Here is a 25,256-nt window from a genome sequence, read left to right on the forward strand (position 1 = left end):
TTCGTTATCTTAATAGACAAAATCCGTCATAGCAAGTGGAAGAACATCGCATTTTTTGTAGAAAGAAAATTCAGAAAATTAGCTTGTTTTTTTCGTTGTACTAGTTTATTATCAAAATAGTTTAAACGATTAAACAGGACGAGGCGATGCAGATGGTCACAATGAAAGATATAGCTGAACGAGCAAATGTTTCAATTGCTACGGTTTCTTATGTGTTGAATGAAAGCGGAAACATAAGTGAGGAAACGAAAAAGAAAGTCCTACAAGTAATAAAAGAATTAAAATATCGCCCCAATTTAATTGCCAAGAGCCTTAAACTGCAAAAAACAAATACAATTGGTGTCATTCTTGAAGATATAACTGTATTTAATGCACCAGCGATTATCGATGGAATAAATGAAAATGCCGAAAAGCTTGGGCTTTCAATATTGTTAACAAATATTCGCTTGGAAAAACGTTCTTGCAGCAACATAAAAGATCTGAAAGCTATACAATCAGTAATTAAAAGAAGAATGGATGAATTAATTAGTAAAAAAGTCGATGGCATTATATATATTGGTTTGCATCCAAGAGATGTAACGGAAATCATTCCGGAAATCGATACCCCGATCCTTTTTACATATTGCTATACAACAAATGATTTTCACTGCTCGATCAATTACGATGATGAGCAAGCTGCATATGATGCGACAAATTACCTTGTTTCAAGAGGGCATAAAAAAATTGCTTTGATCAGCGGTCTTATTGATTCCATGTCCTCTCACTCTAGATATTCAGGCTATTATAGGTCAATTAAAGAACATAATCTTATCTTTACCCCTGCTTATCTCAAGCCAGGAGATTGGCGATTTGACTCTGGATATTCCCTGACAAAAGAACTCCTTACAACAAAAGACCTTCCAACTGCGATTCTTGCTATGAATGATCAGATGGCTATTGGTGCTATTCGTGCTTGCAATGAATTAGGTTATAAAGTACCAGATGATATCTCGATCATTGGCTTTGATAATCGGGAATTTAGCGCATATTATTCTCCAAGATTGACGACGATGAGTTTACCATTAAGAAAGATGGGGCTTTTATCAATTGAAATGATTAACAAATTAATCAGCGGTAGTTTATCAGATTACAAGGAATTAAAAATAACGTTAAACTGTGAATTGATTGAAAGAGAATCAGTCAGTACTGTAACAGAGGACTTATCTTCTTGACAATGACGGGTTCATATCATAGTGAAACGATTAAGTAAATAATTCTGCTATTCAAAAAACGGTGCTTGCCACCAATTAAAATAATAGCTCTACTAGGAGGATATATAATGAAAATTGAACAAAAAAGTAAGCAAAATATTAAAATCACAGATGCTTTTTGGCAAAAACGCCTAGAGGTTATTCGTAATCATGTCATTCCATATCAATGGGAAGCCTTAAATGACCGCCTTCATGATACCCCTCCAAGTCATGCTATTGAAAATTTCAGAATTGCCGCAGGTGAAGCGGAGGGTGAGTTTATTGGAATGGTATTTCAGGATAGTGATGTGGCGAAATGGATCGAAGCTGTTGCGTTTAGCTTGGAAAACGAGTCTAATGAGGAATTTGAGCAAATTGTCGATGAAGTGGTTGCTTTATTAGGCAGAGCTCAAGATGAAAACGGTTATTTAAATACATATTACCAAGTGAAGGAACCATCGAAACGTTGGACGAATTTGCGTGATAATCATGAATTATATTGTGCAGGCCATTTAATCGAAGCTGCAGTTGCTTATTATAGAGCAACAGGGAAGAAACAATTTTTAGATATTATGTGTCAGTATGCCGACCATATTGATTCAATTTTTGGTCCTGAAGATCATAAGCGAAAAGGCTACCCAGGTCATCAAGAAATTGAATTAGCATTAGTAAAATTGTATGATGTGACAGGAAATGAAAAGTATTTAAACTTAAGTAAATATTTCATTGATGAGCGAGGTAAACAACCGCATTATTTTGATATTGAGAAAAAAGAAAGAAATGACATGAAGCCATTTTGGTTCAATGATGACTATGCTTATCATCAAGCACATATTCCCGTTAGAGAGCAAAAAGAAGCAGTTGGCCATGCTGTACGTGCTGTGTATATGTATACAGCCATGGCAGATCTTGCTGCAAAGACAAACGATGAATCCTTAAAAAAAGCATGTGAAGCTTTATGGGAAAATGTAACACAAAAGCAAATGTACATTACTGCAGGTATTGGTTCAATGGTTTTTGGTGAGGCATTCTCATTTGATTATGATCTGCCTAATGACCTATCTTATACAGAAACATGTGCTTCTATCGGGCTGGTATTTTGGGCAAAACGAATGCTCGATCTTGAAGTGAACCGAAAATATGCCGATGTAATGGAAAGGGCATTATATAATGGGACCATTAGCGGAATGGATTTAGACGGGAAGAAGTTCTTCTATGTAAATCCATTAGAGGTACAGCCGGAAGCTAGTAATAAACGAAACGATAAAAAGCATATTAAGCCAGTCCGACAAAAATGGTTCGGATGTGCCTGCTGCCCGCCAAATATTGCTAGATTAATAGCATCCATTGGCCATTATATATACTCTCAAAAAGAGAAGGAATTATTTGTTCATTTGTATTTGGGACATGAAACAACTGTAGAAATTGAAGGAATGTCTGTTGGACTTTCACAGAAGACAAACTATCCATGGGATGGTCATATTTCAATAGTAGTATCTCCTCATTCTGAGCAAGAATTTACCTTGGCACTTCGAATACCTGGCTGGTCAAAAGGTGCTTGTGTAAAAGTCAATGGAGATATTGTGGATCATCAGAACCTCATGAAAAATGGTTATGTCTACCTTAATCGTGTATGGAAAGAAAATGATTCAGTGGAATTATCCTTACAAATGGACATCGAACGTATTCAAGCAAATCCAAGAGTTCGAAATAATAACGGCAAAGTTGCACTCCAGCGTGGTCCTGTTGTTTATTGTCTTGAGGAAGTAGACAATGGAAGGAATTTACCATCCATATTCCTGCCGAGAAACGCTGAATTAACAGCTGCATTTGAGGGGGATTTATTAGACGGGGTTGTTGTCATTTCAGGTCAAGCTGAACAAATACTAGAGGATGGCTGGGAAAATCAACTATATCGTACAGTTCAGGACCATGTAAATACAATTAAAATAAAAGCAGTACCTTACTTTGCCTGGTGCAACCGTGAACCAGGTGAAATGATCGTTTGGATAAATGAAAAGAGATAAGATTTAACGATCGCAAAAATAAAATGAATTGTAAAAGAGCGCCAAATTGGCGCTTATTATATTGGCTTCTTATTTTTGTATAAAATGAACAAAATAACTTTTAAGTATAAAAAGAATAATATACTCTTATCATCTTTTAAGTATAAAAAAACCATAATGTTTACCCACTATGGAACTTCTCTTATAGTAGAGTAGAATATTTTAAATGTTCCAATTATTTCGGAATGGAAGCGCGTTCAATTAAAGGGGAGCTTTCATTATGAGTGTTATCAGGTTGATTTGTTTAGCTAGGGGATCCTCTCTAGCTCTTTTTTGAGTTATCTGACATGTTGCACCCTCTATCTTAGTATGTGAAAATAGTAGGATCATTAGTAAACCATTAATTTAAAAGGGTTATGAGCATGTACAAATTTAAAAAAATTACTCTTCAAACAAAGATTTTGGGTCTAATAAGCACGTTGATTTTGATCATCATTTTTCTACTTGCAAGCATCTTTGCTTACTTGCAATCAGTTGATACCAGGAATCAGGTCGAGCAATTAGCCTTACAAACAGCTAAAACGATATCCCTAATGCCTGAGCTTAGGGAAGCGATCGAGAAAAATAATTTAGAAACGAATTTCAGGCCAATTGCCGAACAGGTTAAAGATCAAGTGCACGCGGCAAATATCATGATTGAAAACCGTAAAGAAATTATTTATTCGCATGTTTCTCCGAATAAAGTCGGTACAATGAGTTCTGATCACACCAATTATCACGCACTGCTATTTGGAGGATCAAACATTTTTGAGGTCGAACGTACAGAAGGTTCAGTTATCATTGGGAAGGTTCCGATTATCGCAGACTATGGTGATTACACTAGGGTGATTGGAACAGTATCGGTTGAATTTTTAGAAAAAGACATTTACCAAAACTTAATTAATAGGATCAAAACAATAGTGGTCGCTTCAACGATTGTTTTTGTGCTGGGAATTATTGGTGGCATTTTTCTAACAAAAAGCATTCGAAAAGACACATTGGGGTTAGAGCCCCATGAAATTTCTTCTTTATTTCGGGAAAGAAGTGCCATCCTTTTATCGATCAAGGAAGGGATTATTGCCCTTAACCAGGAAGGTTTTATTACGTTAGTTAATCATTCTGCAGAGTCGATGCTACATCTTCTTGAGGATGGTATTAAAGGCAAGCATATTCACAAAGTCATCCCAAATTTAGAGATAGATGAAGTATTACAAATGGGAAAAACGATCCATAATGTTGAGGTCAAGATAAATGATAAAATGTATATCTTTAATTTAATCCCAATTTTTGAAGATGAACATGTAGTTGGAGTCGTATCCAGTTTTCGCGATAAAACGGAATTAAAAAAGCTAATCGAAACGATTTCGGAGGTTCGCGATTATTCTGAGGGACTTCGGGCTCAAACACATGAATACGCAAATAAATTATATTTATTATCGGGATTGCTTCAATTAAAACGTTACCAGGATGCATTTGATTTTATCCAAAAAGAATCCAACATCCATCAACATCAAAATCAGATCTTATTTAATCAAATACATGATGCTAATGTTCAAGCTATTTTGCTAGGTAAACTTGGAAAAGCTTCTGAAAAGAAAATACTGTTTGAAATTGATCCAGATAGTTATGTCGAACCTTTGCCAAATCATATTGAGGTAACGGACATTATCACCATAATTGGAAACCTGATTGATAATGCATTCGAAGCAGTAATTCATCAAAACGAAAAAAAAGTTACTTTTTCAATCTCAAGTATTGGCAACGATATTATTATAGAAGTGGCAGATAGTGGGAAAGGAGTATCCAAAGACTTAATCGATTCATTGTTTACATTAGGGTACTCCTCAAAGGGGGAAAATAGAGGCTACGGGCTCTTTAATGTGAAACGAATCGTAGAAGCTTTAAATGGAACGATTGAAGTTAGCAATGAGAAAAATGGCGGGGCTATTTTTACAGTTTACCTTCCAAAAAAGTTTAAGGAATAAAGTAAGGAGAGGAACGACATGATTAAAGTTGTTATTGCTGAGGATGACTTCCGAATTGCCCAAGTACAGGAGCAATTTTTACAAAAGGTACCAGATGCTACTTTAGTTGGAAAGGCACTAAATGCGAAAGAAACAATGGATATTTTAGATAAGCACAAGGTTGATTTACTATTGCTTGATATCTATATGCCTGATGAGCTTGGTACAGAGTTATTGCCAAAAATAAGAGAGCATCATCCAGAGGTGGATATTATTATGGTAACTGCTGCAACAGAGCGAACAATGCTAGAGACAGCGATAAGATATGGCGTCTTCAATTATCTTTTAAAGCCAGTAACCATGGAGAAATTTTTGGAAACGATAGAAGATTATAAAAAGAAGAAAAAACTGATTAGCTGTCGTGAAGAAGTTGATCAGTCTTTGATTGACCGGTATTTTGGCATATCTAATCAGTCTGCCGTTAGTCAAAAGGATCTTCCTTCAGGTGTGGACCGTTTAACCTTACAAAAGGTCAAAGAAATTATGGCAGAACTTAAAGGGGGAATTTCAATCGAGGAAATGGGTGAAAAAATGGGAGCTTCAAGGACAACTGCGAGGAGATATTTAGAGTACCTTGTTTCAATAAATGTCTGTATCGCAAAACATGATTATGGTATCGTAGGAAGACCCGAGAGAAAATATTACCTTATTGAAGATTATCGGGTTATTTAACCTTAAAAGAGGATGAAAATGGGAAAAAAAAGATGGTTTATTTTCGCACTTCTTCTCATGTTGTTAGCCGGTTGTTCATTGGATGGTGACGACAAAAACATTACAAAAGAAGTAACGTTGATTGCACCTAGTTCAAGAGGAGGGGGCTGGGATATAACGGCAAGAGCAATACAGAAAATCTTAATGAGTGAAAACATAATCGAGAATATTCAGGTTGAAAATATAATAGGTGCTGGCGGAGAATTAGGCTGGAAATATATACAGAAGCAAAATCATCCTGTATTAGCTATGAATTCGAGTCTCCTTATAACAAATCATTTATTAGGTCAAAGCAAGCTCACATACAAAGATTTTACGCCAATTGCGACTTTAGCAACAGAATGGGAAGTTGTCATTGTAGCCAAAGATTCTAGTATAGCAAATGCAGGGAGTCTTATGAACGATCTGAAAAAAACCCCCCATGCATACAAAATTGGTGTCTCTCCTAGGCTAGGGAATGATGATCAGCTTTCATTTGTTTTAGCAAGTAAGCATGCTGGCGTACAGCCTAAAGAGCTTGATTTTTATGTGTATGAGAATAGCAATAAAGTTGTGGAAGCATTATTAAAAAAACAAATCGATGTTGCTACGATGACTTTATCAGAGGCAATAAAATATTATGATTTGAAACAGGTGAGACCGCTTGTCATTTCAGCCGATAAACGATTAAAAGAGCTACCTGAAATTCCAACATGGAAAGAGGAAGGGATCGATTTAGTCTTTGAACATTGGCGTGGAATTATGGGACCTCCAAATATGACAAAGGATGAAATAAGTTTCTGGGACGAAGCATTAAAAAAAATGGTAAGAACTAAAGAGTGGAAGCAAACGCTTCAAAAGTATATGTGGAAGGATTTTTATAAAGATAGTAGTACGACAGCAAGGTATCTTGAAAAACAAAGTAAAATGTACGAGGATTTAATGGGAGTAAATATAAAAGACTAATGATTCATGAACAAAATAAACAAAATAACATATTTGGCTATAAAAAAATAAATTGTTAATTTATTTACTTTGTCATTAGTTAGCTTTAAGATAGTGCCAAAAGTAAACGACAGCTTGTAATATAAATCGTTGCTGTTGTGGCTTTTTAAAACAATAATGGGGGACAGGAATCATGTGGGTAATTACGGTTTATGCTGGGGAAAGCATCAAAATGTATGAATTTGAGGATGAAATCGAGGCTAAGGAATCAATACAAAAGATAAAAGGTCGTAAAATTCTCTCACATGTTGTCTATTTTAACGATCAATTTATAGAAACGATTCGTTAAAAACTATTTTTTACAAGGCTGACTTGTTATGATAATCAAAATCTCTCACCATCCGTTAAAGGGCAAGATTGAGAATTTTGATAATGAATAGGTCAGCCTTTATTTATACTTTAAGAAAGCATAAATTGGCAGCGAAGAAGGGAATTCGACGTAGTGGCCAATTTTAAGTATAAAGTATCAGCGCAACTACTCATCACGCTTCGCCTTTCAGGCTCGCCAGTCGACAAGTTTTCTTTATGATATTTATTATACTTCAGGGATAAAATTGTAAGCGATTACTAAAATGGAGGTGATGCAATGAAAAAATTTTGGAAGGTTAAACTTCATGATCGTATCAACATTTTTGCAATTGGCCTTATTTTGCTCATTGTCCTTTTATGCAGCTTGTTGTATTTTCAGATTTTATCAAAGACGGTTGAAAAGCAACTAAGCAAGAGGGCTTTACATGTAGCGACAACGATCGCCTTAATGCCTGAAATTCAAAATGCTTTTTATACGGAAGATCCTTCAGGGGTTATTCAGCCAATTGTAGAAAAGATTCGCGTTCAAATTGATGCAGAGTACATTGTTGTTGGAAATAAGGAAGGGATTCGCTATTCCCATCCACTTCCTGAAAGAATTGGGAAGAAGATGGTGGGTGGAGATAATGAAAAAGCGCTAAAGGATGGAAAGTCATATGTTTCAAAGGCAACTGGTTCTCTTGGCCCTTCGTTACGAGGCAAGGTACCTGTCATTGGAAAGAATGGAGAGATAATTGGTGTCGTTTCTGTTGGTTTTCTCATTGAAGATATACATGATTTAGTCTTTGGGTACGCTAAGCCAGTCATTAGGATTGCCCTCATTGCTTTAGTCATTGGAACAGTCGGATCACTTCTGCTTGCGAAAAGAATTAAAAGACTCATGTTTGGGCTTGAACCAGAAGAAATTGCAGCGTTGCTTATGCAGCGTAATGCCGTATTGGAATCTGTTAGAGAAGGAATTATGGTCATTAATAATGAAGGGCATATCTTAATCATGAATCAAGCTGCATATGAGATTTTGTCCTTAGATAAGCAAAAACAGGTAATTGGAGAATCCATTGATACGATTATGCCAAATACTTCACTTTTAGAAGTATTAAAAACAGGTAAAAAGCAATTAGATAGACAAATAGAATATAAGGATAAGGAAATTATTGCAAATCGTTTGCCAGTTATGCTCGGTAATGACGTAATCGGAGTTGTTTCCAGCTTTCGCTTGAAATCTGAAATTGATCAATTAACGGAAGAGCTATCACAGGTAAAACGTTATACGGAAGCATTGCGGGCACAAACACATGAGTTTAATAATCTTCTTTATACTATTTCAGGTTTAATTCAACTTGGGTCATCTGATGAAGCACTTGAACTTATTCATCATGAAAAGGAGAATCACAAAGACTTTGTTCAATTTTTAATGAAAAAAATCAAAGATCCTTGGCTCGGAGGAATTATTTTAGGTTTCTATAATCGTGCAAAGGAATTAAAAATATCATTTCAATTTGATAGAGAAAGCAGCTTAGAAAAATTTCCTAAGCATATCGACAATAGTTACCTCGTATCCATTTTAGGAAACATCATAACAAATGCTTTTGAAGCAATGGATGAAACTCCATATCGCAATCGTAAGGCGCGATTATTAATAACAGATTTAGGTGAGGACCTATTATTTGAAGTGGAAGATTCAGGTCCAGGGATTGATGACAAGCTAATTCCTTTTATCTTTGAGAAGGGGTTTTCTACAAAGAATGGAGGAAATAGGGGTTTAGGATTATCAAGGGTTAAAGAGCTTGTAAAGGAGATGAATGGCAGCATTTCGATTGAAAAAGGGGATTATGGCGGAGCATTATTCATCGTAACTATACCTAAGGAGGAGAAAACTTTATGAAGATAGAGGTAATGATTGTCGAGGATGATACAAGAATTGCAGAAATTAATAGCCGCTTTACAAAAAAGGTAGAAGGATTTGACGTGATTGCGATTGCTTCATCTGGTAAGCAGGCTCTTGAATTATTAGAGATTATTGAGCCACAGCTGGTGCTACTCGATGTCTATTTACCTGACATAAAGGGAACCGAATTAGCAAAGATGATTCGTAAAACCCATCCTGATATTGATATCATCATGATAACTGCAGCATCAGAAGTAGAGATTGTCGGCCGCTCACTTAGAAGCGGAGTATTTGATTATATTGTCAAGCCAGTGATATTTGAGAGATTTAAAAATAGTCTTGAAAACTATCAAAAAAAGCTTATAAAACTAAACACAAACAAGAATTTATCACAAGAGGAAATTACTGAACTGTTGTTTTACGCTCGAACGGAGGATCATGAACCGTTAACTAAAGAAGTGCCAAAAGGGATAGATCCTCTTACATTAAATAAAATTCTCCACTATCTTCCTTTGATAAATGAAGAAGGAATAACGGCGGAAATCCTAAGCAAAGAGTCAGGAGTAAGCCGGTCTACGGCAAGACGTTATTTAGAATATTTAATATCACAGAAAGAAATTGTTGCTGATTTAGCTTATGGTCATGTAGGTAGACCAGAAAGAAGATATTTTCGTCCGAAACAGAAATAAGCTGCTGTTGTTTAGCTTCTAGTTCAAATTAATTTTTTATGAAATTTATGAACAAAAAGATTTATATAGGTTTTATTGGACTTATGACGATAAGATTCTAAAAAATCGATCATTCTGATACCTTTAAGACAGCGCTTAAAAGTGCTGTCTTTTCAATTAGAGAAGATAAATATAGGGGGGATAGAATGAGAAAAAGCTTCTTTTTTGTTATCGTAGGTATATTTTTTATAGTGCTAGCAGCATGTGGGAATCAGGAAGCAGGGAGTAAAAATGAGAGCGCTTCCTCGTATCCTGAAAAACCAATTACCATTGTTGCTCCTTCTGGTGCTGGAGGAGGCTGGGATTTAACTGCCCGTTCCTTAGCAAAGATTTTAACGGAGACGAAATTAGTGAATGAAACCATAACAGTTGAAAACAAACCAGGTGGTGGTGGAGCTGTTTATATGGCTGAATTTGCAACACAAGAAAAAAATAATCCGTATAAATTAATGATTAGTTCACCACCAATCTTAATTAATCACGAGAAGAAAGAAGGAAATAGTCCATATGGCTATAAGGATACGACTCCACTTGCGCAGCTGACGAGAGACTATGGTGCCATTGTTGTAAGAAAGGATTCTCCTTTTACTGATTTAACCTCAGCATTAGAGGCAATAAAAGCGGATCCTGCCAAAGTAACCGTAGCAGGTGGATCTGCCCCAGGTTCAATGGATCATTTAATAGCTGTATTACCGGCTTTTAAATATGGGATTGATCCAAAAGCTGTTAAGTATGTTTCATATGACGGCGGTGGAGAGGCAGTTGCCGCTTTACTTGGGGGAAATGCAGATATCATAGCTACAGATGCTTCAACGATTGGTGAATATGTGAAATCAGGAAAAGTTAGAGTCTTAGCAGTAAGTTCTACAGAAAGATTAGGTGAAGAATTGGCAGAGGTACCTACCTTTAAAGAAGCGGGAATCGATGCAGAATTTACAATATGGCGCGGAGTTTTTGCAGCTAAAGATATGAAGGAAGTTGAACTGGCTTATTGGGAAAAAACGTTAAAGGAGCTTTCTGAAAATGAAGCTTGGGTGAAGGAATTAGAGACAAACGGCTGGGAAAGTGCCTACAAAAATGCTGCTGATTTTAAAACCTTTTTAGACGATCAAAATGTCGTTGTTCAAGAGTTATTAACAGCTTTAGAAATGGAAAAATAACATTTAGTTGAAGCGGAGGGGGCTTTCTTCCTTCCTCTTCATGGAGGTGAACAGACTACATGAGTAAAACATTTGATCGTTATTCAAGTATTGTCTATTTGATGATCGGCATCTTTTTTATTTCTGAAAGCAGAAATATTTCTGATACAGCTTATGGGAGCAATGTTGGTCCTGATATATTTCCAACTATATTGGGAGCAATCTTGATATTGCTTAGCATCAGGTTATTTTATGAAACTTTCCATTATTTAGATCCTGCTACAGAAAAAGAGGTATTGGATTATAAACCATTTTTCAGCATCTTGATTTCAGCATTATTTTATGCTTTGTTGCTTGAGAGTGTAGGGTTTATCCTTACGACCTTTCTCTTTTTATTGATTTGTTTCCAAGTAATGGATCGGAAACAACTCATCAAATCTGCCGTCATTGCAGCATGCTTTTCTGGCGGTGTTTACTATTTATTTGTAGAAGTTTTGGAAGGCTCTTTACCAGGATGGCCAATTTGGTTATAAAAGCGGGGTGATTACGTTGGATACAGTTCAATTTCTTTTAAATGGATTTTCAGAAGCGTTACAATGGCATAATTTATTATTTGCTTTTGTTGGTGTGTTGATCGGAACAGCTGTTGGCGTGTTGCCCGGGATAGGCCCTATGAGCGGGGTTGCGTTATTAATACCGGTAACTGCAACCTTAACTTCAGGTTTGGATCCGGAATCTGCAGCAGCCAGTTCAATCATCTTATTAGCTGGTGTATATTATGGTGCAATGTACGGTGGTTCGACAACATCGATCTTATTGAATACACCTGGAGAATCATCTTCTGTTGTAACAGCATTGGATGGGTATCAAATGGCAAAGCAGGGGAGAGCAGGTGCTGCTTTATCGATTGCTGCTATTGGATCATTTGTTGCCGGAATCATTGCTCTTATTGGCTTAACTTTATTAGCTGAGCCTTTATCAAGTGTTGCTCTATCCTTTGGCCCAGCAGAGTACTTTTCGTTAATGATTTTAGGGTTGTGTGCTGTGAGCGGACTTGCCGGCAAGTCCAGAACAAAAGCGATGATCATGACGGTGGTCGGGCTATTAATTGCCACAATCGGGATGGATAATGTATCCGGAGTCGCGCGGTTTACTTACGATCATCCCGTCTTATATTCCGGAATTGAATTTTTAACAGTAGCGGTTGGACTTTTTGCACTTGGCGAAGTGTTTAAAACCATTCTTGAAAAAGAAAAAAACGATGGTTCGATTGCAAAGGTCGAAAGGATCCTGCCGACGAAAAAAGACTTAAAAAATAGCTCAGGCCCTATCGTAAGGGGTTCATTATTAGGATTTTTTATTGGAATCTTACCAGGTGCTGGGGCAACTCTTGCTTCATTTTTTTCTTATATTATGGAAAAGAAAATCAGTAAACATCCAAGTAAATTTGGTCAGGGAGCGATTGAAGGTGTTGCTGCACCAGAGGCCGCAAACAACGGAGCCTCTGGAGGAGCGATGATTCCATTGCTTACCTTGGGGATTCCAGGGTCTGGTACAACTGCCATTTTAATGGGTGCATTGATTATGTATAATATTCAACCAGGTCCGCTATTTTTTACAGATCATCCTCATATTGCATGGGGATTGATTGCCAGTATGTTTATAGGCAATGTGATGCTGCTTATTTTAAACCTGCCTCTTGTCAGGGTTTTCGCAAAAATTATTGAGACACCAACGAAATATTTATTGCCGATCATCATCGCAATTTCTATTTTTGGCGTATATGCTGTCCAATTTACTGTATTTGACCTATTGTTATTAATCGGCTGCGGTGTTTCAGGTTATTATTTAACAAAGAATGACTATCCCGTCGCACCACTTGTTTTAGGATTGGTTCTAGGGCCAATGATTGAAAATAATCTGAGAAGGGCATTAACCACTTCTAATGGCGATTTCATGATTTTCCTTGAACAGCCTCTCTCATTATTTTTTATCCTAGCCGCGCTTTTATGGATGACCATTCCAATTGTGTTAAAAATAAAAGGTAGAAATGTAATCATTAATGAAGGAGCTTAATAGGTAATAAAAGAATGAAAAGCATCCTAGCTAAAGAGCGCATGATAAAAAAAGACATTATCACTTTAGGTAATGTCTTTTTTGTGTGGGAAAAAATAATAAATTATGAAACTATTTCCCTATCTCTGCGTATTAGTAAATGACTACATAAATTGGAGGTTAGTTACAGTGGAACAAGAAACAATTCAAAGGAAAAAACCATCAATATTTGGAATGATTTTTAGTCCTGGAGAACAGTTAGAGAGAATTCGCGAAAGGCCGGTTATCTGGCTGCCACTAATTTTATTGACATTAGTTATGACCATTATAGCAGTATTTTCAGCATTAAATATTGATTATTCCGCTATGCCTGGAATGGAAATGTCTGCTGAAGAGGAGCAAATGGCTAAAATTTTTGGTGTTGTGGGAGCAGGATTAGTTGGATTTTTTGGGACGCCAATTGGTTACCTTTTTTTTGGACTCATTTTTTGGGCGATAGCTAAGGTTGCAAAATCAGATGCTACATTTAAGCAGATGTTCTCTTTAATGATATTTACCAGTATTATTACTACAATTGGACAAATATTGAATCAGCTTATTATTTTTGCTATTGATGGAGACCCGATGATTATGCTGACAAGTTTAAACAGTCTTGTAGGTGCAGATGGTGTATTAGGAGCTGTACTTAGCACATTTGAAGTATTCAGTATTTGGTATTATATCGTTTTAGGTATGGGTTTAGTGAAAGTAGCAAAGCTTTCTAAGCCGGCAGCGGTGATTATCACAATTGTGTTCTTCGTATTAGGAATTATCATTGCAGCTATAGGGGGAGCATTTGAAGGGATGACACAGTTCTAATGAAGAAAAAAATCTGGATTTCAATTGGTGTTGGCCTCATTATCCTTATTTTAATAGGATTAAATGTATTCGCTGCTTTAAGGAAAGAAAATCCTGTTATAGACACTATAAATCTGGAAAAACGGGAAATCACCGAAAAGGTTATGGTTCCGGGAACACTTTCATTAAGTCAAGAGGACTTTATCTACTTGGATCCAGAAAAGGGTGAAGTGTCCGAGATTCTAGTTAAGTCAGGAGATAGACTTGAAAAAGGAACCCCCTTATTAATATATGAAAATGAACAGCTCCAATTAGAAAAAGAGCAAAACACACTTTCAATTGAATCAGCTTATTTAAGAATTAACCAAATCAAAGACCAAATTGATAATTTGGAAGAAAAGGAAGAAGACTTAGCGAAACAAGTTGGTGAACAGGAAGCAGAAGAACAGGTTGAAGCAGAGAAGGATCAATTAGAAACTGATTTAAAGGTAGCTGATATTGAAGCTAGACAGCTCCTTCTTCAAAAAGAAACCCTTAATAAGAAGTTAAGTCAGCTGGACGTCAAAAGTGAAATCGCAGGAACCGTGCTATCTATCGATGAAGAGGCGGTTGCAGGGATCTCACAAACACCAATGATCCATATTGGAAATACGGATGAATATGTTGTTAAAGGGGTTATTTCAGAATACGATGCATTAAAAATATCAGAAAACCAAGCAGTTGTTCTAAGATCAGACGTTATTCCTGATAAAGAATGGAAGGGAATTGTAACAAAAGTGAGTCTATTACCTGAACAAACTGAAAATGGAATTGGCAATGAAGACTCAGCTGTCCAATATCCAATAGAAGTTTCCATTAATGCAAAGGATTTTGCAGCAAAACCTGGATTTAAGCTGATAATGGAAATTGAAATGAACAAACGGATCGTTGAAGCTGTTCCTCTTGAAGCGGTTAAACAGGACGGAGAGGACTATTATGTATATGTCGTCGAAGATGGAAAAGCTATTCGCAAGAAGGTAATAACCGGAGCTACTAGTGATGAATTTATGGAGATTACATCTGGTTTGAAAAATGGAGATGCCGTAATCATTAATCCGCCAGATGATCTTCAGAATGGGATGGAAGTGACGACGAAATGATCGAGCTTTCAGCTATCACCAAAAGCTATAAAGTTGGAAATGAAACATTAGAAGTTTTAAAAGATATCAATCTTTCCATTGGTGATGGAGAATTTGTCGCTATTATGGGCCCTTCAGGGTCTGGAAAATCTACGTTAATGAATGTAATAGGATGTTTAGATAATCCTACTTCAGGTACATATTTATTAAAGAACGAAGATATTTCTTCATATAAGGATGAGGAGCTTGCAAAGGTTCGAAACCTTTCCATCGGATTCGTTTTTCAGCAGTTTCAATTATTGCCGCGTTTGACAGCATTAAAGAATGTTGAGCTTCCTATGATTTATGCAGGGGTAAAGAAAAAGGATAGAGAAGAACGAGCAAGCCGAGCACTGGAAAAAGTAGGATTAGCTGATAGGATGAATCATTTACCGAATGAGCTTTCAGGTGGTCAAAAACAACGTGTAGCGATAGCGAGAGCCATTGTTAATGAGCCGAACATTATTTTGGCCGATGAACCAACAGGTGCACTTGATAGTAAAACAAGCATTTCGATTATGGAGCAATTTACAGCATTAAATAAAGAAGGCACAACAGTAATTCTAGTTACACATGAACAGGAAGTTGCTGATTATGCTAAGAGAATCATTATGGTTAGGGATGGAACGATTCTCTCAGATGATGAGAGGAGATTTTAAAGCATGAGTTTAGTAGAGAATATAAAAATGGCCTTAAGCTCTGTCCTTGCTCATAAATTGAGGTCGGTTCTTACAATGCTGGGAATCATTATTGGAGTCGCCTCGGTTATTTTGGTCGTTGCTATTGGTCAGGGAGGGGAACAATTACTTAAAACATCGATTACAGGTCCAGGAAATACGATTGAAGTATATTATGAACCTAGTGAAGAAGAGCTCATGTCAAATCCAAATGCTTATATGAATGCAGCCTTCACACAGGATGATGTCGATGCTTTAAGCAATATACCAGAGGTAAAGAAGGTAGTTGCATCATCTACTGAATTATTTTCTACCAGGTATCGCGAAGAAACAATGGATACAAGTGTATACGGGGTAAATCATGCGTATATCGAAGTAAATCAATTAAACATCCAGTCAGGCAGACATCTTGTTGAAGCAGACTTTATTGGAGGGACACGTGTTGGTGTCATAAGTGATGAGCTAAGGAAAGAATTATTTGCTAATGACGATCCAATAGGTGAAGTGATCTGGATAAAAGGCCAGCCTATTGAAATTGTTGGAGTATTGGAAAAACAAACAGGTCTTTTCGGTTTTGGAGCGATGGAAATTTACATGCCATGGAATACATTTCGTTCATCCTTCGGAATAAATAAATATAATCAAATGACGCTTCAAGCGACTGACTCTGACGTGATCAAGGAAGCTGGGGAAAAAGCGACACGTATATTAAATACCGCTCATAACACAGAAGAGTCTTACAAGGTATTTAATATGGAAGAAATGGCGGCTGGAATTGGGCAGATAACGACTATTATGACGTTAATTATTGGCTCAATCGCAGGAATATCCCTCATTGTTGGCGGGATTGGTGTAATGAATATCATGCTTGTTTCCGTTACAGAGCGAACAAGGGAAATCGGCATTAGAAAAGCTTTAGGTGCAACAAAACGGCAGATATTAACCCAGTTTCTAATTGAATCTGTCACCTTAACATTAATTGGCGGAATCATTGGAATTATTCTAGGTGCTGTTGCTGCAAATATCGTTTCGGTGTTTGCTGGATGGCCGCCGCTTATCTCATGGCAGGTAGTTGTTGGCGGATTAATATTCTCGGTGTTAATTGGTGTAGTGTTTGGCATGCTCCCAGCAAATAAAGCAGCGCGCTTAAGTCCAATTGAGTCACTTAGATATGAATAAGATCGTACATCTCCTTTTGGATCAACTGCTATTCCTAAAAGCAGCTGGTTTTGAAAGGAGATTTTTTCATTTTACAGAAGGTATGAGTTATTGTATTTAGCAAAGGACGTGTACTCTACTTATCTAGTCAATTAGAAATATAAGAAATTTGCTATTTGTGATTGGAAAATGATAGTTTTTGATAAAATATGATTGATTTTGACTGAACACGACAGTATAATGAATGTGTAAGGGAGGTTGTATTCGCTTACAAAAAATGGAGGTGTGATTCGTGTTAACTCCTGAACGACATCGAATCATTTTAGATGTTCTGAAAGAAAAAAAATCAGTCAAGATTCAAGAGCTAGTTGAGCTAACAAACTCTTCTGAATCAACAATAAGACGTGATTTAACACAATTAGAAGAGGAAAAATATTTAAAAAGAATCCATGGGGGTGCAGCACTACTCCAAGGTAAACTGAGGGAACAGAATATTATTGAAAAATCAGCCAAAAACCTTCATGAAAAGAAAAGGATTGCACAAGAAGCTGCTTCTTTAGTTGAAGAAGGTGATTGTTTATATTTAGATGCGGGGACTACGACTCTACAAATGGTTGAATATCTTCCAAATGGCAAGGAAATTGTGGTTGTAACGAATGGACTTACCCTTATAGAACCGCTTATGAATAAAGGGATAAAAACTTACTTGATTGGCGGATTTATAAAACCTCTAACAGGCGCCATGATTGGTCGGGGAGCTATGACAGCACTTGAACATTACCGATTTGATAAATGCTTTTTAGGTGTTAATGGCATTCATATAGAACTTGGGTACACAACACCAGACCCAGAGGAGGCTGCCATAAAAATGACTGCGCTCCAGTTATCAAGAGAAAAATATGTTCTCGCTGATCATACGAAGTTTGGCGAGATTGCTTTTTCAAAAATAGCAGAGCTGGTTGACGCGAAAATAATTACTGATGATATTGACGAAGACATCCTGAACTCCTATGGGAAAAATACAGCAATAAAGGTCGTGAATGAATGATTTATACTGTGACATTAAATCCATCTGTTGATTACATCGTAGAAGTTGACCAATTTGAAATAGGATCATTAAACCGCACAGTTGCGGATACAAAATTTCCTGGAGGAAAAGGGATCAATGTATCCAGGGTCATGCAACGATTAGGGGTGGAAACAGAAGCTTTGGGATTTATCGGCGGTTTTACAGGCAAATTTGTAGAAGATTTTTTACGTGCTGAAAACATCCAAACAAATTTCGTAAAGGTTTCCGGTGATTCAAGGATTAACATTAAATTAAAAACAGAAGTAGAGACAGAAATAAATGGGCTCGGTCCAAGTATTACGGATGAGCAGCTGGCAGAATTCTTTGCAGTATTTGAAAAAATGACTGAAGAAGATACTGTTGTATTGGCAGGCAGTATTCCAGGGACATTACCAGCATCGATTTATAAAGAGATCATCTCTTTATGTAAAGATAAACAGATCAAAGTTGTTGCTGATGTATCTGGTGAAGCTTTAAAAGAAGTCATCTCTGAAAATCCGTATCTTATAAAACCAAATCATCATGAGCTTGGCGAATTGTTTCAGACAGACATCCAAACGGTAGAAGAAGCTCTCAAATATGGAAAGAAATTGGTTGAGCAAGGTGTAAAGCATATTATTGTTTCACTTGCAGAAAAAGGAGCCTTGCTTATTACCGAAAGGACAAGTCTTATAGCGAATGTACCAAAAGGAAAGGTTCTTAATTCCGTAGGTGCAGGAGATTCAGTTGTTGGCGGTTTCTTAAGTGCCCTGCAAAAAAATTACTCAATGGAAGAAGCATTTAAAATTGGTGTAGCTGCAGGAAGTGCTACAGCATTCTCAATGGAGCTTTGTACAAAAGAAAAAATAGAAGAGTTATTACCAAAGGTTGAAGTCATGAAGGGATAGAGGGGGAAGAACAATGAGAATTACAGAACTTTTGACAAAAGAAACGATTAAGCTTGACCTCCAATCAACATCAAAAGCAAATGTAATCGGTGAACTAGTTGATGTTTTAGATAAGGCAGGCAAGCTTTCCGATAAAGCAGGCTACGAAGGTGCAGTGTTGGCTCGTGAACAACAGAGCACAACAGGGATTGGCGATGGCATTGCCATCCCGCATGCAAAGACAAATGCCGTTTTGCACCCAGCCATTGTGTTTGGACGTTCAAAGGCAGGAGTTGATTATGAAGCACTTGATGGGCAGCCAAGCTATTTATTTTTTATGATTGCTGCATCAGAAGGTGCAAACAATACCCATTTAGAAGCGTTATCCAAGCTTTCTTCCATTCTTATGAAGCAAGAAGTGAGAGACCGATTATTAGCAGCAAATACAGCTGACGAAGTATTGAACATTATTGATCAATTTGATGAAAAAGATGAAGAAGTAGAAGAAAACACATCAAGTTCTGGGAAAATTTTAGCAGTTACAGCTTGTCCGACTGGTATTGCACATACGTATATGGCTGCTGATGCGTTAAAGGAAAAAGCAAAAGAAATGAATGTCTCAATCAAGGTTGAAACAAACGGTTCTGGCGGTGCGAAGAATGTATTAACAGATGCTGAAATTCAAGAAGCAACCGCGATTATTGTTGCAGCCGATAAGCAGGTAGAAATGGATCGTTTTAAAGGGAAGCATGTCATCATCGTACCAGTAGCAGACGGGATTCGTAAGCCTAAAGAATTAATTGAGCGTGCGTTAAAACAAGATGCGGCGATCTATCAAGGCAGCGGTGAGTCAAGAAAAGAAGATCGCGGCGGAGAAAGAACAGGTATTTATAAGCATTTAATGAACGGTGTTTCAAACATGCTGCCGTTTGTTGTCGGTGGTGGTATTTTAATTGCGATTTCCTTTATGTTTGGTATCCATGCATCAGATCCAACTCATGAATCGTATAACGCTTTTGCGGAAGCATTAAGTACGATTGGCGGCGGAAATGCATTTGGGCTAATGGTTCCGGTATTAGCAGGATTTATTGCGTTAAGTATTGCGGATCGTCCCGGATTGGCTCCAGGTATGGTTGGCGGGTTTATGGCTGCACAAGGTGGAGCAGGGTTTTTAGGTGGTTTAATTGCAGGATTCTTAGCGGGATATATTGTTGTTCTGCTTAAAAAATTATTATCAGGTCTACCTTCATCATTGGAAGGTATTAAACCGGTGCTCTTATATCCAGTGCTTAGTATTTTCGGTGTTGGAATGATTATGTTTTTTGTTGTGAATAAACCAGTTAGTGCCTTAAACGTACAAATTAGTGAATTTTTAGGCGGGTTAGGTACAGGTAACTTAGTCCTTCTTGGGTTGATTCTCGGTGGAATGATGGCCATTGATATGGGTGGCCCAATTAATAAAGCTGCCTTTACATTCGGGATTGCTATGATCGATTCTGGTAATTTTGCACCACATGCAGCTGTCATGGCTGGTGGAATGGTACCTCCATTAGGTATTGCCCTTGCAACAACATTCTTCCGCAGCAAATTTACACAACGTGAACGTGAAGCAGGTATTACTTGCTATATTATGGGTGCTTCCTTTATTACTGAAGGTGCAATCCCATTTGCGGCTGCAGATCCTGGCCGTGTTATTCCTTCAATTGTTACAGGCTCTGCAGTTGCTGGTGCATTAGCAATGTTCTTTGGAAATGGTTTACGAGCTCCGCACGGCGGTGCATTCGTTATTCCGTTAGTAGAAGGCAATCCTCTGCTTTATTTGCTGGCAATTGTCATTGGGGCTATTGTCACAGCTATTATGCTCGGATTATTAAAAAAACGAGTAAGTGAATAAAGTCTTATTACAAACTGATTAAAATGAAGGTATCTCTTCGTTTTAGTCAGTTTTTTCTTTTTGTAAAGCATTTAGTTGCATTCTTTTCTAAAAATAATCCACTTTTACAATAAACTGAAATTTTAATCTTATTTCTTACCATTTAGTTTCCCTTGGAGAATAATAGAAAAAAGAATAAAGGATTTTTTAATTTTTTAGCAAATAAAATTGTATATAGGTATAATGGAAATAGAGCATTGAAATTAGGAGGTTCATCATGTCGCAAACAGAAACAGAGGCGTCAAAATCAAAGATCTGGGAATGGATAAAAGCAATTGTTTTAGCGATAGGGCTGGCAATGATTATACGTTTCTTTTTATTTGAGCCATATCTTGTAGAAGGCTCTTCTATGGACCCAACCTTAAAGGATGGAGATCGTCTTTTCGTCAATAAAACCTTGCAATTTATTGGCGAAATAGAAAAAGGGGATATAGTTATCATTGAAGGTAAAGAAGAAGATATACGCTATGTTAAACGAATTATCGGTTTACCAGGAGATAAAATCAGTGCAGAAAATGGAAAGGTTTATGTCAATGGTAAAGTAATAGCCGAGCCCTATTTAGAGAGTAACAAAGAAGAAGCACAGCAAATGGGGATGCTCCTAACAAATGATTTTGAAGAGATAGAGGTTCCAGAAGGCAGCTATTTTGTTATGGGTGATAACCGTTTAAATAGCATGGATAGCCGCAATGGACTTGGCTTGATAGAGTCGGATCGAATATTGGGTAAATCAGAGTTTATCTTCTTTCCATTTGGTCATATAAGTAAAACAGAATAAAATGAAAAAAGGTCAGAACCTACCAAAATCACAAATAATTTGACTTTCTGTTATATCAAAGTCATTGATTGTGCTTGTCGTGTCTGGCCTTTTAATTTTGAAATCTTCTCTTTGCTTTTTTCCTAAATTTGTAACCCTTTTGTATGTAAAACGTCTACATAATCATAACGGAAAATTATACAAAGGGTGTGGCAGGATGAAGAAGCTATGGTTGATGGTCGTAACGATTCTTATAATAGGGCTAATATACGGATGCAGTAGTTCCAGTGAAGAAAGTAAACAGGCTGACAAAGCTGCAGGAGAACTGGCAGATAAAGACAGCACTCCTCAAGCATTAGGGGGAAAGACGGAAATCGCTAATGAGGATGCTATCCAGAACTCAAATGACAAAACAGAGGTAGAAGGAAAGGAACAACAAAATTCAGAAACACTTAATCAGAGTGACCGAATGGTTATCTATACAGCAAACCTTTCGATTGAAGTAAACAGCTATCAAAAGACATTGGAGTTGATCCAACAGAAGCTTGCGTCAGCTGATGGTTACATTGTTGAATCTAATTCGTATACAACAGGAGAACATGAAAGGATAGAAGGTACAATTACAGTGCGAATCCCTCAGGAGCAATTTCAGTCCTTTTTACAAGCTGTTGAGAAGGGGAGTACGGAGGTGATTGATCGTTCTATTTCAGGTCAGGATGTTACCGAAGAATTTGTGGACCTCGAAGCCCGTTTAAAATCAAAACAAGTCGTTGAAGTCCGTTTGCTTGATTTTATGAAAAGGGCTGAAAAAACTGATGATTTGCTAAAGATATCAAGTGATTTGGCCGCAGTACAGGAAGAAATTGAACAAATTAAAGGGAGAATGAACTACTTAAACAATAAGGTGGACCTTGCTACGGTTACGATTCATTTGGTTGAGGATAGGGTGAACGTTCCTGGTTTAGAAAATAAAGAGTTAAACACTTGGGAAAAAACGCAGGAACAATTTATGAACAGTGTCAATTTTTTATTGCAAGCTTGCTCTGCATTTATCATCTTCCTTGTTGGCAGTTTGCCGATATTAGTTGTCTTAGGCGGCATCCTGTTTATCTTGATTTTAATGATCCGGAAAAGACGTAAGCAAAATGAGGGAAAACCACCTGGCCAATCAAATGATTAAATGGCCAGCAGTGTTAGGAGAAGCATGATTAGAAATACGGTACCAATAATCAAAAGTACACTTACTAATATCGACATCTGTTTATTTTCTGGAAGATAGCGGGGCAGGAGTTTTTTTGAAAAGATGTTAATTATGATATATAGAAAAATAACCCCAATTATAAAGGTTGCACCTTTTGATTGAAAACCAAGGAAGGCGAAATATAGTCCTGCCAAAACAAGTAATAAACAATATTCAATTAATGTATATAACTTCATGAATTTAGAGCTCCTTTTTCCTATTGAAAGACAATTTTATCATAAAATCTGCTAAAAGTTTAGAAATGTCACCTAAGTGTATTTATAAACTTAGTATAAAACTGGAAAGGACTTATTTAATGCGTATCGAAATAGTAAAGGAGTCCACTTTTAAATGCTAGCGAACTTATATTACTTTGTAAAAAATACAGCTATTTTTAGGTAAGGGTGAAAAGATGACGTATTTGCCAGATGAATTTGTCAAAACGATAAAATCGGTCCATAAAGAGAATGGACAAACGTGGTTGAATCATTTTGAACAGCTAATCAAACATTGTGAAGAAAAATGGGAGCTTAAGATCCAGCCACCCTATGAGTTATCTTATAATTTTGTAGCACCTGCAGTTAGAGTAGATGGAAGCAAAGTTGTCGTTAAATTAGTGGTACCTGGTGATGAGGGATTTCAAAATGAAGTGGAGGCCCTTAAACATTTCAACGGTCAAGGAATTATCCGCCTTCTTGATGAGGAAGCTGAAAAAGGCATTATGATCTTAGAGCATGTATCGCCAGGTGATAAGCTGGCTTCTATTGAAAATGATGATGAGGCAACATTGATCATGGCACAGGTTATGAAAAAATTATGGAAATCCCCGCCGAATAACACAAGCATTCAGACACTTTTCCAACGGGAAAAGGACTTTCAGAACATACGTCTTAATCATAAGGATGGTGTGGGGCCTATTACGAAAACAATGCTGATGGAAGCGGAAGAGATTTTTTCAAGGCTGACCAGTACAATGAAAGATTTATACCTTCTTCACGGTGATTTCCATCACTACAATGTTTTATCAGTAAATCAAAAAGACTGGATTGTCATTGATCCAAAGGGATTAATAGGTGAACGAGAATATGATGTCATTCAATTTCTGTTAAATAAATTACCGGATGACCAAGTAGAACAACTGATTGAAAAAAGGATAAATATTTTAGTAGAGCATTTACATCTAAATAAAGAGAGAATTTTATTATGGGGTTATTGTCATTCAATTTTAAGCTTATATTGGGATATTGAAGACTTTGGTGTGCCAAATGAAAAGACCTTTGAAGTCATCACAAGCTTTAAAAATTTGTATAGTAAAATATATGGAGTTTAAGAAAGGGCTGATGATTAGTTTCAGCCCTTTTAATCTGAAGTATCAGGGTATCTTTAATTATGATAGAAACTTAGAGGAGTGGTTTGATGGGCCAACATTTTATTAGAATGTCAGAGGGGAAAAACAGCCATTGGCGTTATTTTTGGTCACTCTTGGTTATTTTAGCCTTTATGTTTGTTATCGGAACGATTGCATACTTAATTGCTGTTTTAATAACAGCGTTTATAAACCCGAGCATTGTTGATGTAGAAGAGATGATGATTACCGATCCATTGGTGGATTTTTATCTATATCATATCGTCAATATTTCGGCTGTTTTTGGAATGTGGCTTGCAGCACGCACTATTTTAAAAAGAAAACTGATTTCCTTTATCACTCCATATGATAAGGTAAATTGGACGAAGATTTTATATGGATTTTTGATTGCTTTTTCATTATTCGCACTGTTTGCTCTATTAGACTACGCCATTTTTCCAAATGATTATATGTTAAATGATTTTGAAGGTTCTAGATTTGCATGGCTGGTAGTTGCTTCAATCCTGTTAGTTCCTATTCAAACAACCTCAGAGGAATTATTTTTTAGAGGGTTTTTGTTGCAATGGGCAGGTAAATTAACAAAGAACCCGATTATTTTAATCCTCATCATTGGAGGCATCTTTGGAAGCTTGCACTTTTCAAATCCTGAAATGGAGCACGGGGCATTTTGGGTTGCGATTGATTATTTAGCAATGGGCTTCATTTGGACTTATATTTCCATAAAAACAAATAGTTCAGAGTTTTCCATTGGTGCCCATGCCGCAAATAACATGTTTTTATGTATTTTTCTAACGATGGAGGATACGGTAGTTGGAAATATTCCTTCTTTATTTGTCGTAACAAATGTTAATGCAATGCTGTCGGCGCTTACAACTGTTACAACCGGTTTGATTTTCTTATACATTGTGATGCGGAAGCATCGGATGGGAAACTAGATAGTGAGGAATTGTAAACAATAATAGGCAGCTATTTTGTTTTATAAACTAGTAAAAAACGTTGAATATATGAAAAGTTGTTGATACAGAACGTATAAAAAAAACCCTTTCGGTGTTATAATTGTTTAGATGTTAAAGTATTGGAGGAT

Annotated in this window: 23 protein-coding genes; 22 read left to right on the forward strand and 1 reads right to left on the reverse strand. The window is 36.8% G+C overall.

The features are described 5' to 3' along the window. The first annotated feature begins 152 nt into the window (after positions 1-152). From ACSVDH_RS10425 to ACSVDH_RS10520, 20 genes are all read left to right on the forward strand, one after another. Positions 153-1,211, forward strand: coding sequence for a LacI family DNA-binding transcriptional regulator (locus ACSVDH_RS10425; protein ID WP_439249371.1), 1,059 nt, complete (start codon positions 153-155; stop codon positions 1,209-1,211). Between the two features lie 107 nt (positions 1,212-1,318). Then, positions 1,319-3,256, forward strand: a complete 1,938-nt coding sequence (locus ACSVDH_RS10430; RefSeq protein WP_439249372.1) for a glycoside hydrolase family 127 protein — start codon at positions 1,319-1,321, stop codon at positions 3,254-3,256. A 401-nt stretch (positions 3,257-3,657) separates the two neighbouring features. Next, the gene (locus ACSVDH_RS10435) at positions 3,658-5,259 is read left to right on the forward strand and encodes an ATP-binding protein (protein ID WP_439249373.1); all 1,602 of its coding nucleotides are present in this window, start codon (positions 3,658-3,660) and stop codon (positions 5,257-5,259) included. Positions 5,260-5,277: 18 nt separating this feature from the next. Then, positions 5,278-5,970 (forward strand): response regulator transcription factor, encoded by a 693-nt coding sequence (locus ACSVDH_RS10440; RefSeq protein WP_299086784.1) that lies wholly within the window; start codon positions 5,278-5,280, stop codon positions 5,968-5,970. Positions 5,971-5,988: 18 nt separating this feature from the next. Next, positions 5,989-6,954, forward strand: a complete 966-nt coding sequence (locus ACSVDH_RS10445; RefSeq protein ID WP_439249374.1) for a tripartite tricarboxylate transporter substrate binding protein — start codon at positions 5,989-5,991, stop codon at positions 6,952-6,954. A gap of 172 nt (positions 6,955-7,126) precedes the next feature. After that, complete coding sequence (locus ACSVDH_RS10450) at positions 7,127-7,282, forward strand: hypothetical protein (RefSeq protein WP_439249375.1); 156 nt, start codon at positions 7,127-7,129, stop codon at positions 7,280-7,282. A 297-nt stretch (positions 7,283-7,579) separates the two neighbouring features. Further along, on the forward strand, positions 7,580-9,187 hold the full coding sequence (locus tag ACSVDH_RS10455) for an ATP-binding protein (RefSeq protein ID WP_439249376.1): 1,608 nt from the start codon (positions 7,580-7,582) through the stop codon (positions 9,185-9,187). Beyond that, a complete protein-coding gene (locus tag ACSVDH_RS10460) occupies positions 9,184-9,879 on the forward strand; it encodes a response regulator (protein ID WP_299086792.1) in 696 nt (231 codons plus the stop codon). The genes ACSVDH_RS10455 and ACSVDH_RS10460 overlap by 4 nt, the downstream gene beginning before the upstream one ends. Before the next feature lie 185 nt (positions 9,880-10,064). Then, positions 10,065-11,078, forward strand: a complete 1,014-nt coding sequence (locus ACSVDH_RS10465) for a tripartite tricarboxylate transporter substrate binding protein (protein ID WP_439249377.1) — start codon at positions 10,065-10,067, stop codon at positions 11,076-11,078. Positions 11,079-11,137: 59 nt separating this feature from the next. Continuing rightward, positions 11,138-11,590 carry a tripartite tricarboxylate transporter TctB family protein gene (locus ACSVDH_RS10470; RefSeq protein ID WP_299086794.1) on the forward strand — a complete coding sequence of 151 codons (453 nt, stop codon included), beginning with the start codon at positions 11,138-11,140 and terminating at the stop codon, positions 11,588-11,590. 16 nt (positions 11,591-11,606) lie between these two features. After that, positions 11,607-13,133, forward strand: a complete 1,527-nt coding sequence (locus tag ACSVDH_RS10475) for a tripartite tricarboxylate transporter permease (protein WP_439249378.1) — start codon at positions 11,607-11,609, stop codon at positions 13,131-13,133. 168 nt (positions 13,134-13,301) lie between these two features. Continuing rightward, positions 13,302-13,970, forward strand: a complete 669-nt coding sequence (gene yknW, locus ACSVDH_RS10480) for a YknW family membrane protein (protein ID WP_439249379.1) — start codon at positions 13,302-13,304, stop codon at positions 13,968-13,970. After that, a complete protein-coding gene (locus ACSVDH_RS10485; protein WP_439249380.1) occupies positions 13,970-15,088 on the forward strand; it encodes an efflux RND transporter periplasmic adaptor subunit in 1,119 nt (372 codons plus the stop codon). Before yknW ends, ACSVDH_RS10485 begins: the two co-directional genes overlap by 1 nt. Then, complete coding sequence (locus ACSVDH_RS10490; protein ID WP_439249381.1) at positions 15,085-15,765, forward strand: ABC transporter ATP-binding protein; 681 nt, start codon at positions 15,085-15,087, stop codon at positions 15,763-15,765. The genes ACSVDH_RS10485 and ACSVDH_RS10490 overlap by 4 nt, the downstream gene beginning before the upstream one ends. 3 nt (positions 15,766-15,768) lie before the next feature. Continuing rightward, positions 15,769-16,962 carry an ABC transporter permease gene (locus ACSVDH_RS10495; RefSeq protein WP_439249382.1) on the forward strand — a complete coding sequence of 398 codons (1,194 nt, stop codon included), beginning with the start codon at positions 15,769-15,771 and terminating at the stop codon, positions 16,960-16,962. A 271-nt stretch (positions 16,963-17,233) separates the two neighbouring features. Further along, positions 17,234-17,989, forward strand: coding sequence for a DeoR/GlpR family DNA-binding transcription regulator (locus ACSVDH_RS10500; RefSeq protein ID WP_439249383.1), 756 nt, complete (start codon positions 17,234-17,236; stop codon positions 17,987-17,989). Continuing rightward, positions 17,986-18,897, forward strand: coding sequence for a 1-phosphofructokinase (gene pfkB, locus ACSVDH_RS10505; RefSeq protein WP_439249384.1), 912 nt, complete (start codon positions 17,986-17,988; stop codon positions 18,895-18,897). The genes ACSVDH_RS10500 and pfkB overlap by 4 nt, the downstream gene beginning before the upstream one ends. A gap of 13 nt (positions 18,898-18,910) precedes the next feature. After that, positions 18,911-20,770 carry a PTS fructose transporter subunit IIABC gene (locus tag ACSVDH_RS10510; protein WP_299086810.1) on the forward strand — a complete coding sequence of 620 codons (1,860 nt, stop codon included), beginning with the start codon at positions 18,911-18,913 and terminating at the stop codon, positions 20,768-20,770. 256 nt (positions 20,771-21,026) lie between these two features. Next, positions 21,027-21,587, forward strand: coding sequence for a signal peptidase I (gene lepB / locus ACSVDH_RS10515; RefSeq protein ID WP_299086812.1), 561 nt, complete (start codon positions 21,027-21,029; stop codon positions 21,585-21,587). A 196-nt stretch (positions 21,588-21,783) separates the two neighbouring features. After that, complete coding sequence (locus ACSVDH_RS10520; protein WP_439249385.1) at positions 21,784-22,746, forward strand: DUF4349 domain-containing protein; 963 nt, start codon at positions 21,784-21,786, stop codon at positions 22,744-22,746. Here ACSVDH_RS10520 and ACSVDH_RS10525 read toward each other — a convergent pair. Next, positions 22,743-23,003: a hypothetical protein gene (locus tag ACSVDH_RS10525; RefSeq protein ID WP_299086816.1), complete on the reverse strand. Its 261-nt coding sequence runs from the start codon at positions 23,001-23,003 to the stop codon at positions 22,743-22,745. The genes ACSVDH_RS10520 and ACSVDH_RS10525 overlap by 4 nt on opposite strands. Before the next feature lie 215 nt (positions 23,004-23,218). Here ACSVDH_RS10525 and ACSVDH_RS10530 point away from each other — a divergent pair, with 215 nt between their 5' ends. Beyond that, a complete protein-coding gene (locus ACSVDH_RS10530; protein ID WP_439249386.1) occupies positions 23,219-24,136 on the forward strand; it encodes an aminoglycoside phosphotransferase family protein in 918 nt (305 codons plus the stop codon). A gap of 86 nt (positions 24,137-24,222) precedes the next feature. Then, positions 24,223-25,107, forward strand: a complete 885-nt coding sequence (locus ACSVDH_RS10535) for a CPBP family intramembrane glutamic endopeptidase (protein WP_439249387.1) — start codon at positions 24,223-24,225, stop codon at positions 25,105-25,107. The last annotated feature ends 149 nt before the right edge of the window (positions 25,108-25,256 follow it).

Source organism: Metabacillus sp. Hm71 (assembly GCF_051842955.2).
Classification (GTDB): domain Bacteria; phylum Bacillota; class Bacilli; order Bacillales; family Bacillaceae; genus Metabacillus.

Coding starts and splice junctions, on each gene's coding strand:
- lepB (WP_299086812.1), top strand. CDS start 21,027: ATGTCGCAAACAGAAACAGAGGCGTCAAAATCAAAGATCTGGGAATGG.
- ACSVDH_RS10535 (WP_439249387.1), top strand. CDS start 24,223: ATGGGCCAACATTTTATTAGAATGTCAGAGGGGAAAAACAGCCATTGG.
- ACSVDH_RS10530 (WP_439249386.1), top strand. CDS start 23,219: ATGACGTATTTGCCAGATGAATTTGTCAAAACGATAAAATCGGTCCAT.
- ACSVDH_RS10440 (WP_299086784.1), top strand. CDS start 5,278: ATGATTAAAGTTGTTATTGCTGAGGATGACTTCCGAATTGCCCAAGTA.
- ACSVDH_RS10520 (WP_439249385.1), top strand. CDS start 21,784: ATGAAGAAGCTATGGTTGATGGTCGTAACGATTCTTATAATAGGGCTA.
- ACSVDH_RS10435 (WP_439249373.1), top strand. CDS start 3,658: ATGTACAAATTTAAAAAAATTACTCTTCAAACAAAGATTTTGGGTCTA.
- ACSVDH_RS10460 (WP_299086792.1), top strand. CDS start 9,184: ATGAAGATAGAGGTAATGATTGTCGAGGATGATACAAGAATTGCAGAA.
- ACSVDH_RS10450 (WP_439249375.1), top strand. CDS start 7,127: ATGTGGGTAATTACGGTTTATGCTGGGGAAAGCATCAAAATGTATGAA.
- ACSVDH_RS10445 (WP_439249374.1), top strand. CDS start 5,989: ATGGGAAAAAAAAGATGGTTTATTTTCGCACTTCTTCTCATGTTGTTA.
- ACSVDH_RS10495 (WP_439249382.1), top strand. CDS start 15,769: ATGAGTTTAGTAGAGAATATAAAAATGGCCTTAAGCTCTGTCCTTGCT.
- ACSVDH_RS10465 (WP_439249377.1), top strand. CDS start 10,065: ATGAGAAAAAGCTTCTTTTTTGTTATCGTAGGTATATTTTTTATAGTG.
- pfkB (WP_439249384.1), top strand. CDS start 17,986: ATGATTTATACTGTGACATTAAATCCATCTGTTGATTACATCGTAGAA.
- ACSVDH_RS10455 (WP_439249376.1), top strand. CDS start 7,580: ATGAAAAAATTTTGGAAGGTTAAACTTCATGATCGTATCAACATTTTT.
- ACSVDH_RS10525 (WP_299086816.1), bottom strand. CDS start 23,003: ATGAAGTTATATACATTAATTGAATATTGTTTATTACTTGTTTTGGCA.
- ACSVDH_RS10490 (WP_439249381.1), top strand. CDS start 15,085: ATGATCGAGCTTTCAGCTATCACCAAAAGCTATAAAGTTGGAAATGAA.
- ACSVDH_RS10425 (WP_439249371.1), top strand. CDS start 153: ATGGTCACAATGAAAGATATAGCTGAACGAGCAAATGTTTCAATTGCT.
- ACSVDH_RS10510 (WP_299086810.1), top strand. CDS start 18,911: ATGAGAATTACAGAACTTTTGACAAAAGAAACGATTAAGCTTGACCTC.
- ACSVDH_RS10470 (WP_299086794.1), top strand. CDS start 11,138: ATGAGTAAAACATTTGATCGTTATTCAAGTATTGTCTATTTGATGATC.
- ACSVDH_RS10485 (WP_439249380.1), top strand. CDS start 13,970: ATGAAGAAAAAAATCTGGATTTCAATTGGTGTTGGCCTCATTATCCTT.
- ACSVDH_RS10430 (WP_439249372.1), top strand. CDS start 1,319: ATGAAAATTGAACAAAAAAGTAAGCAAAATATTAAAATCACAGATGCT.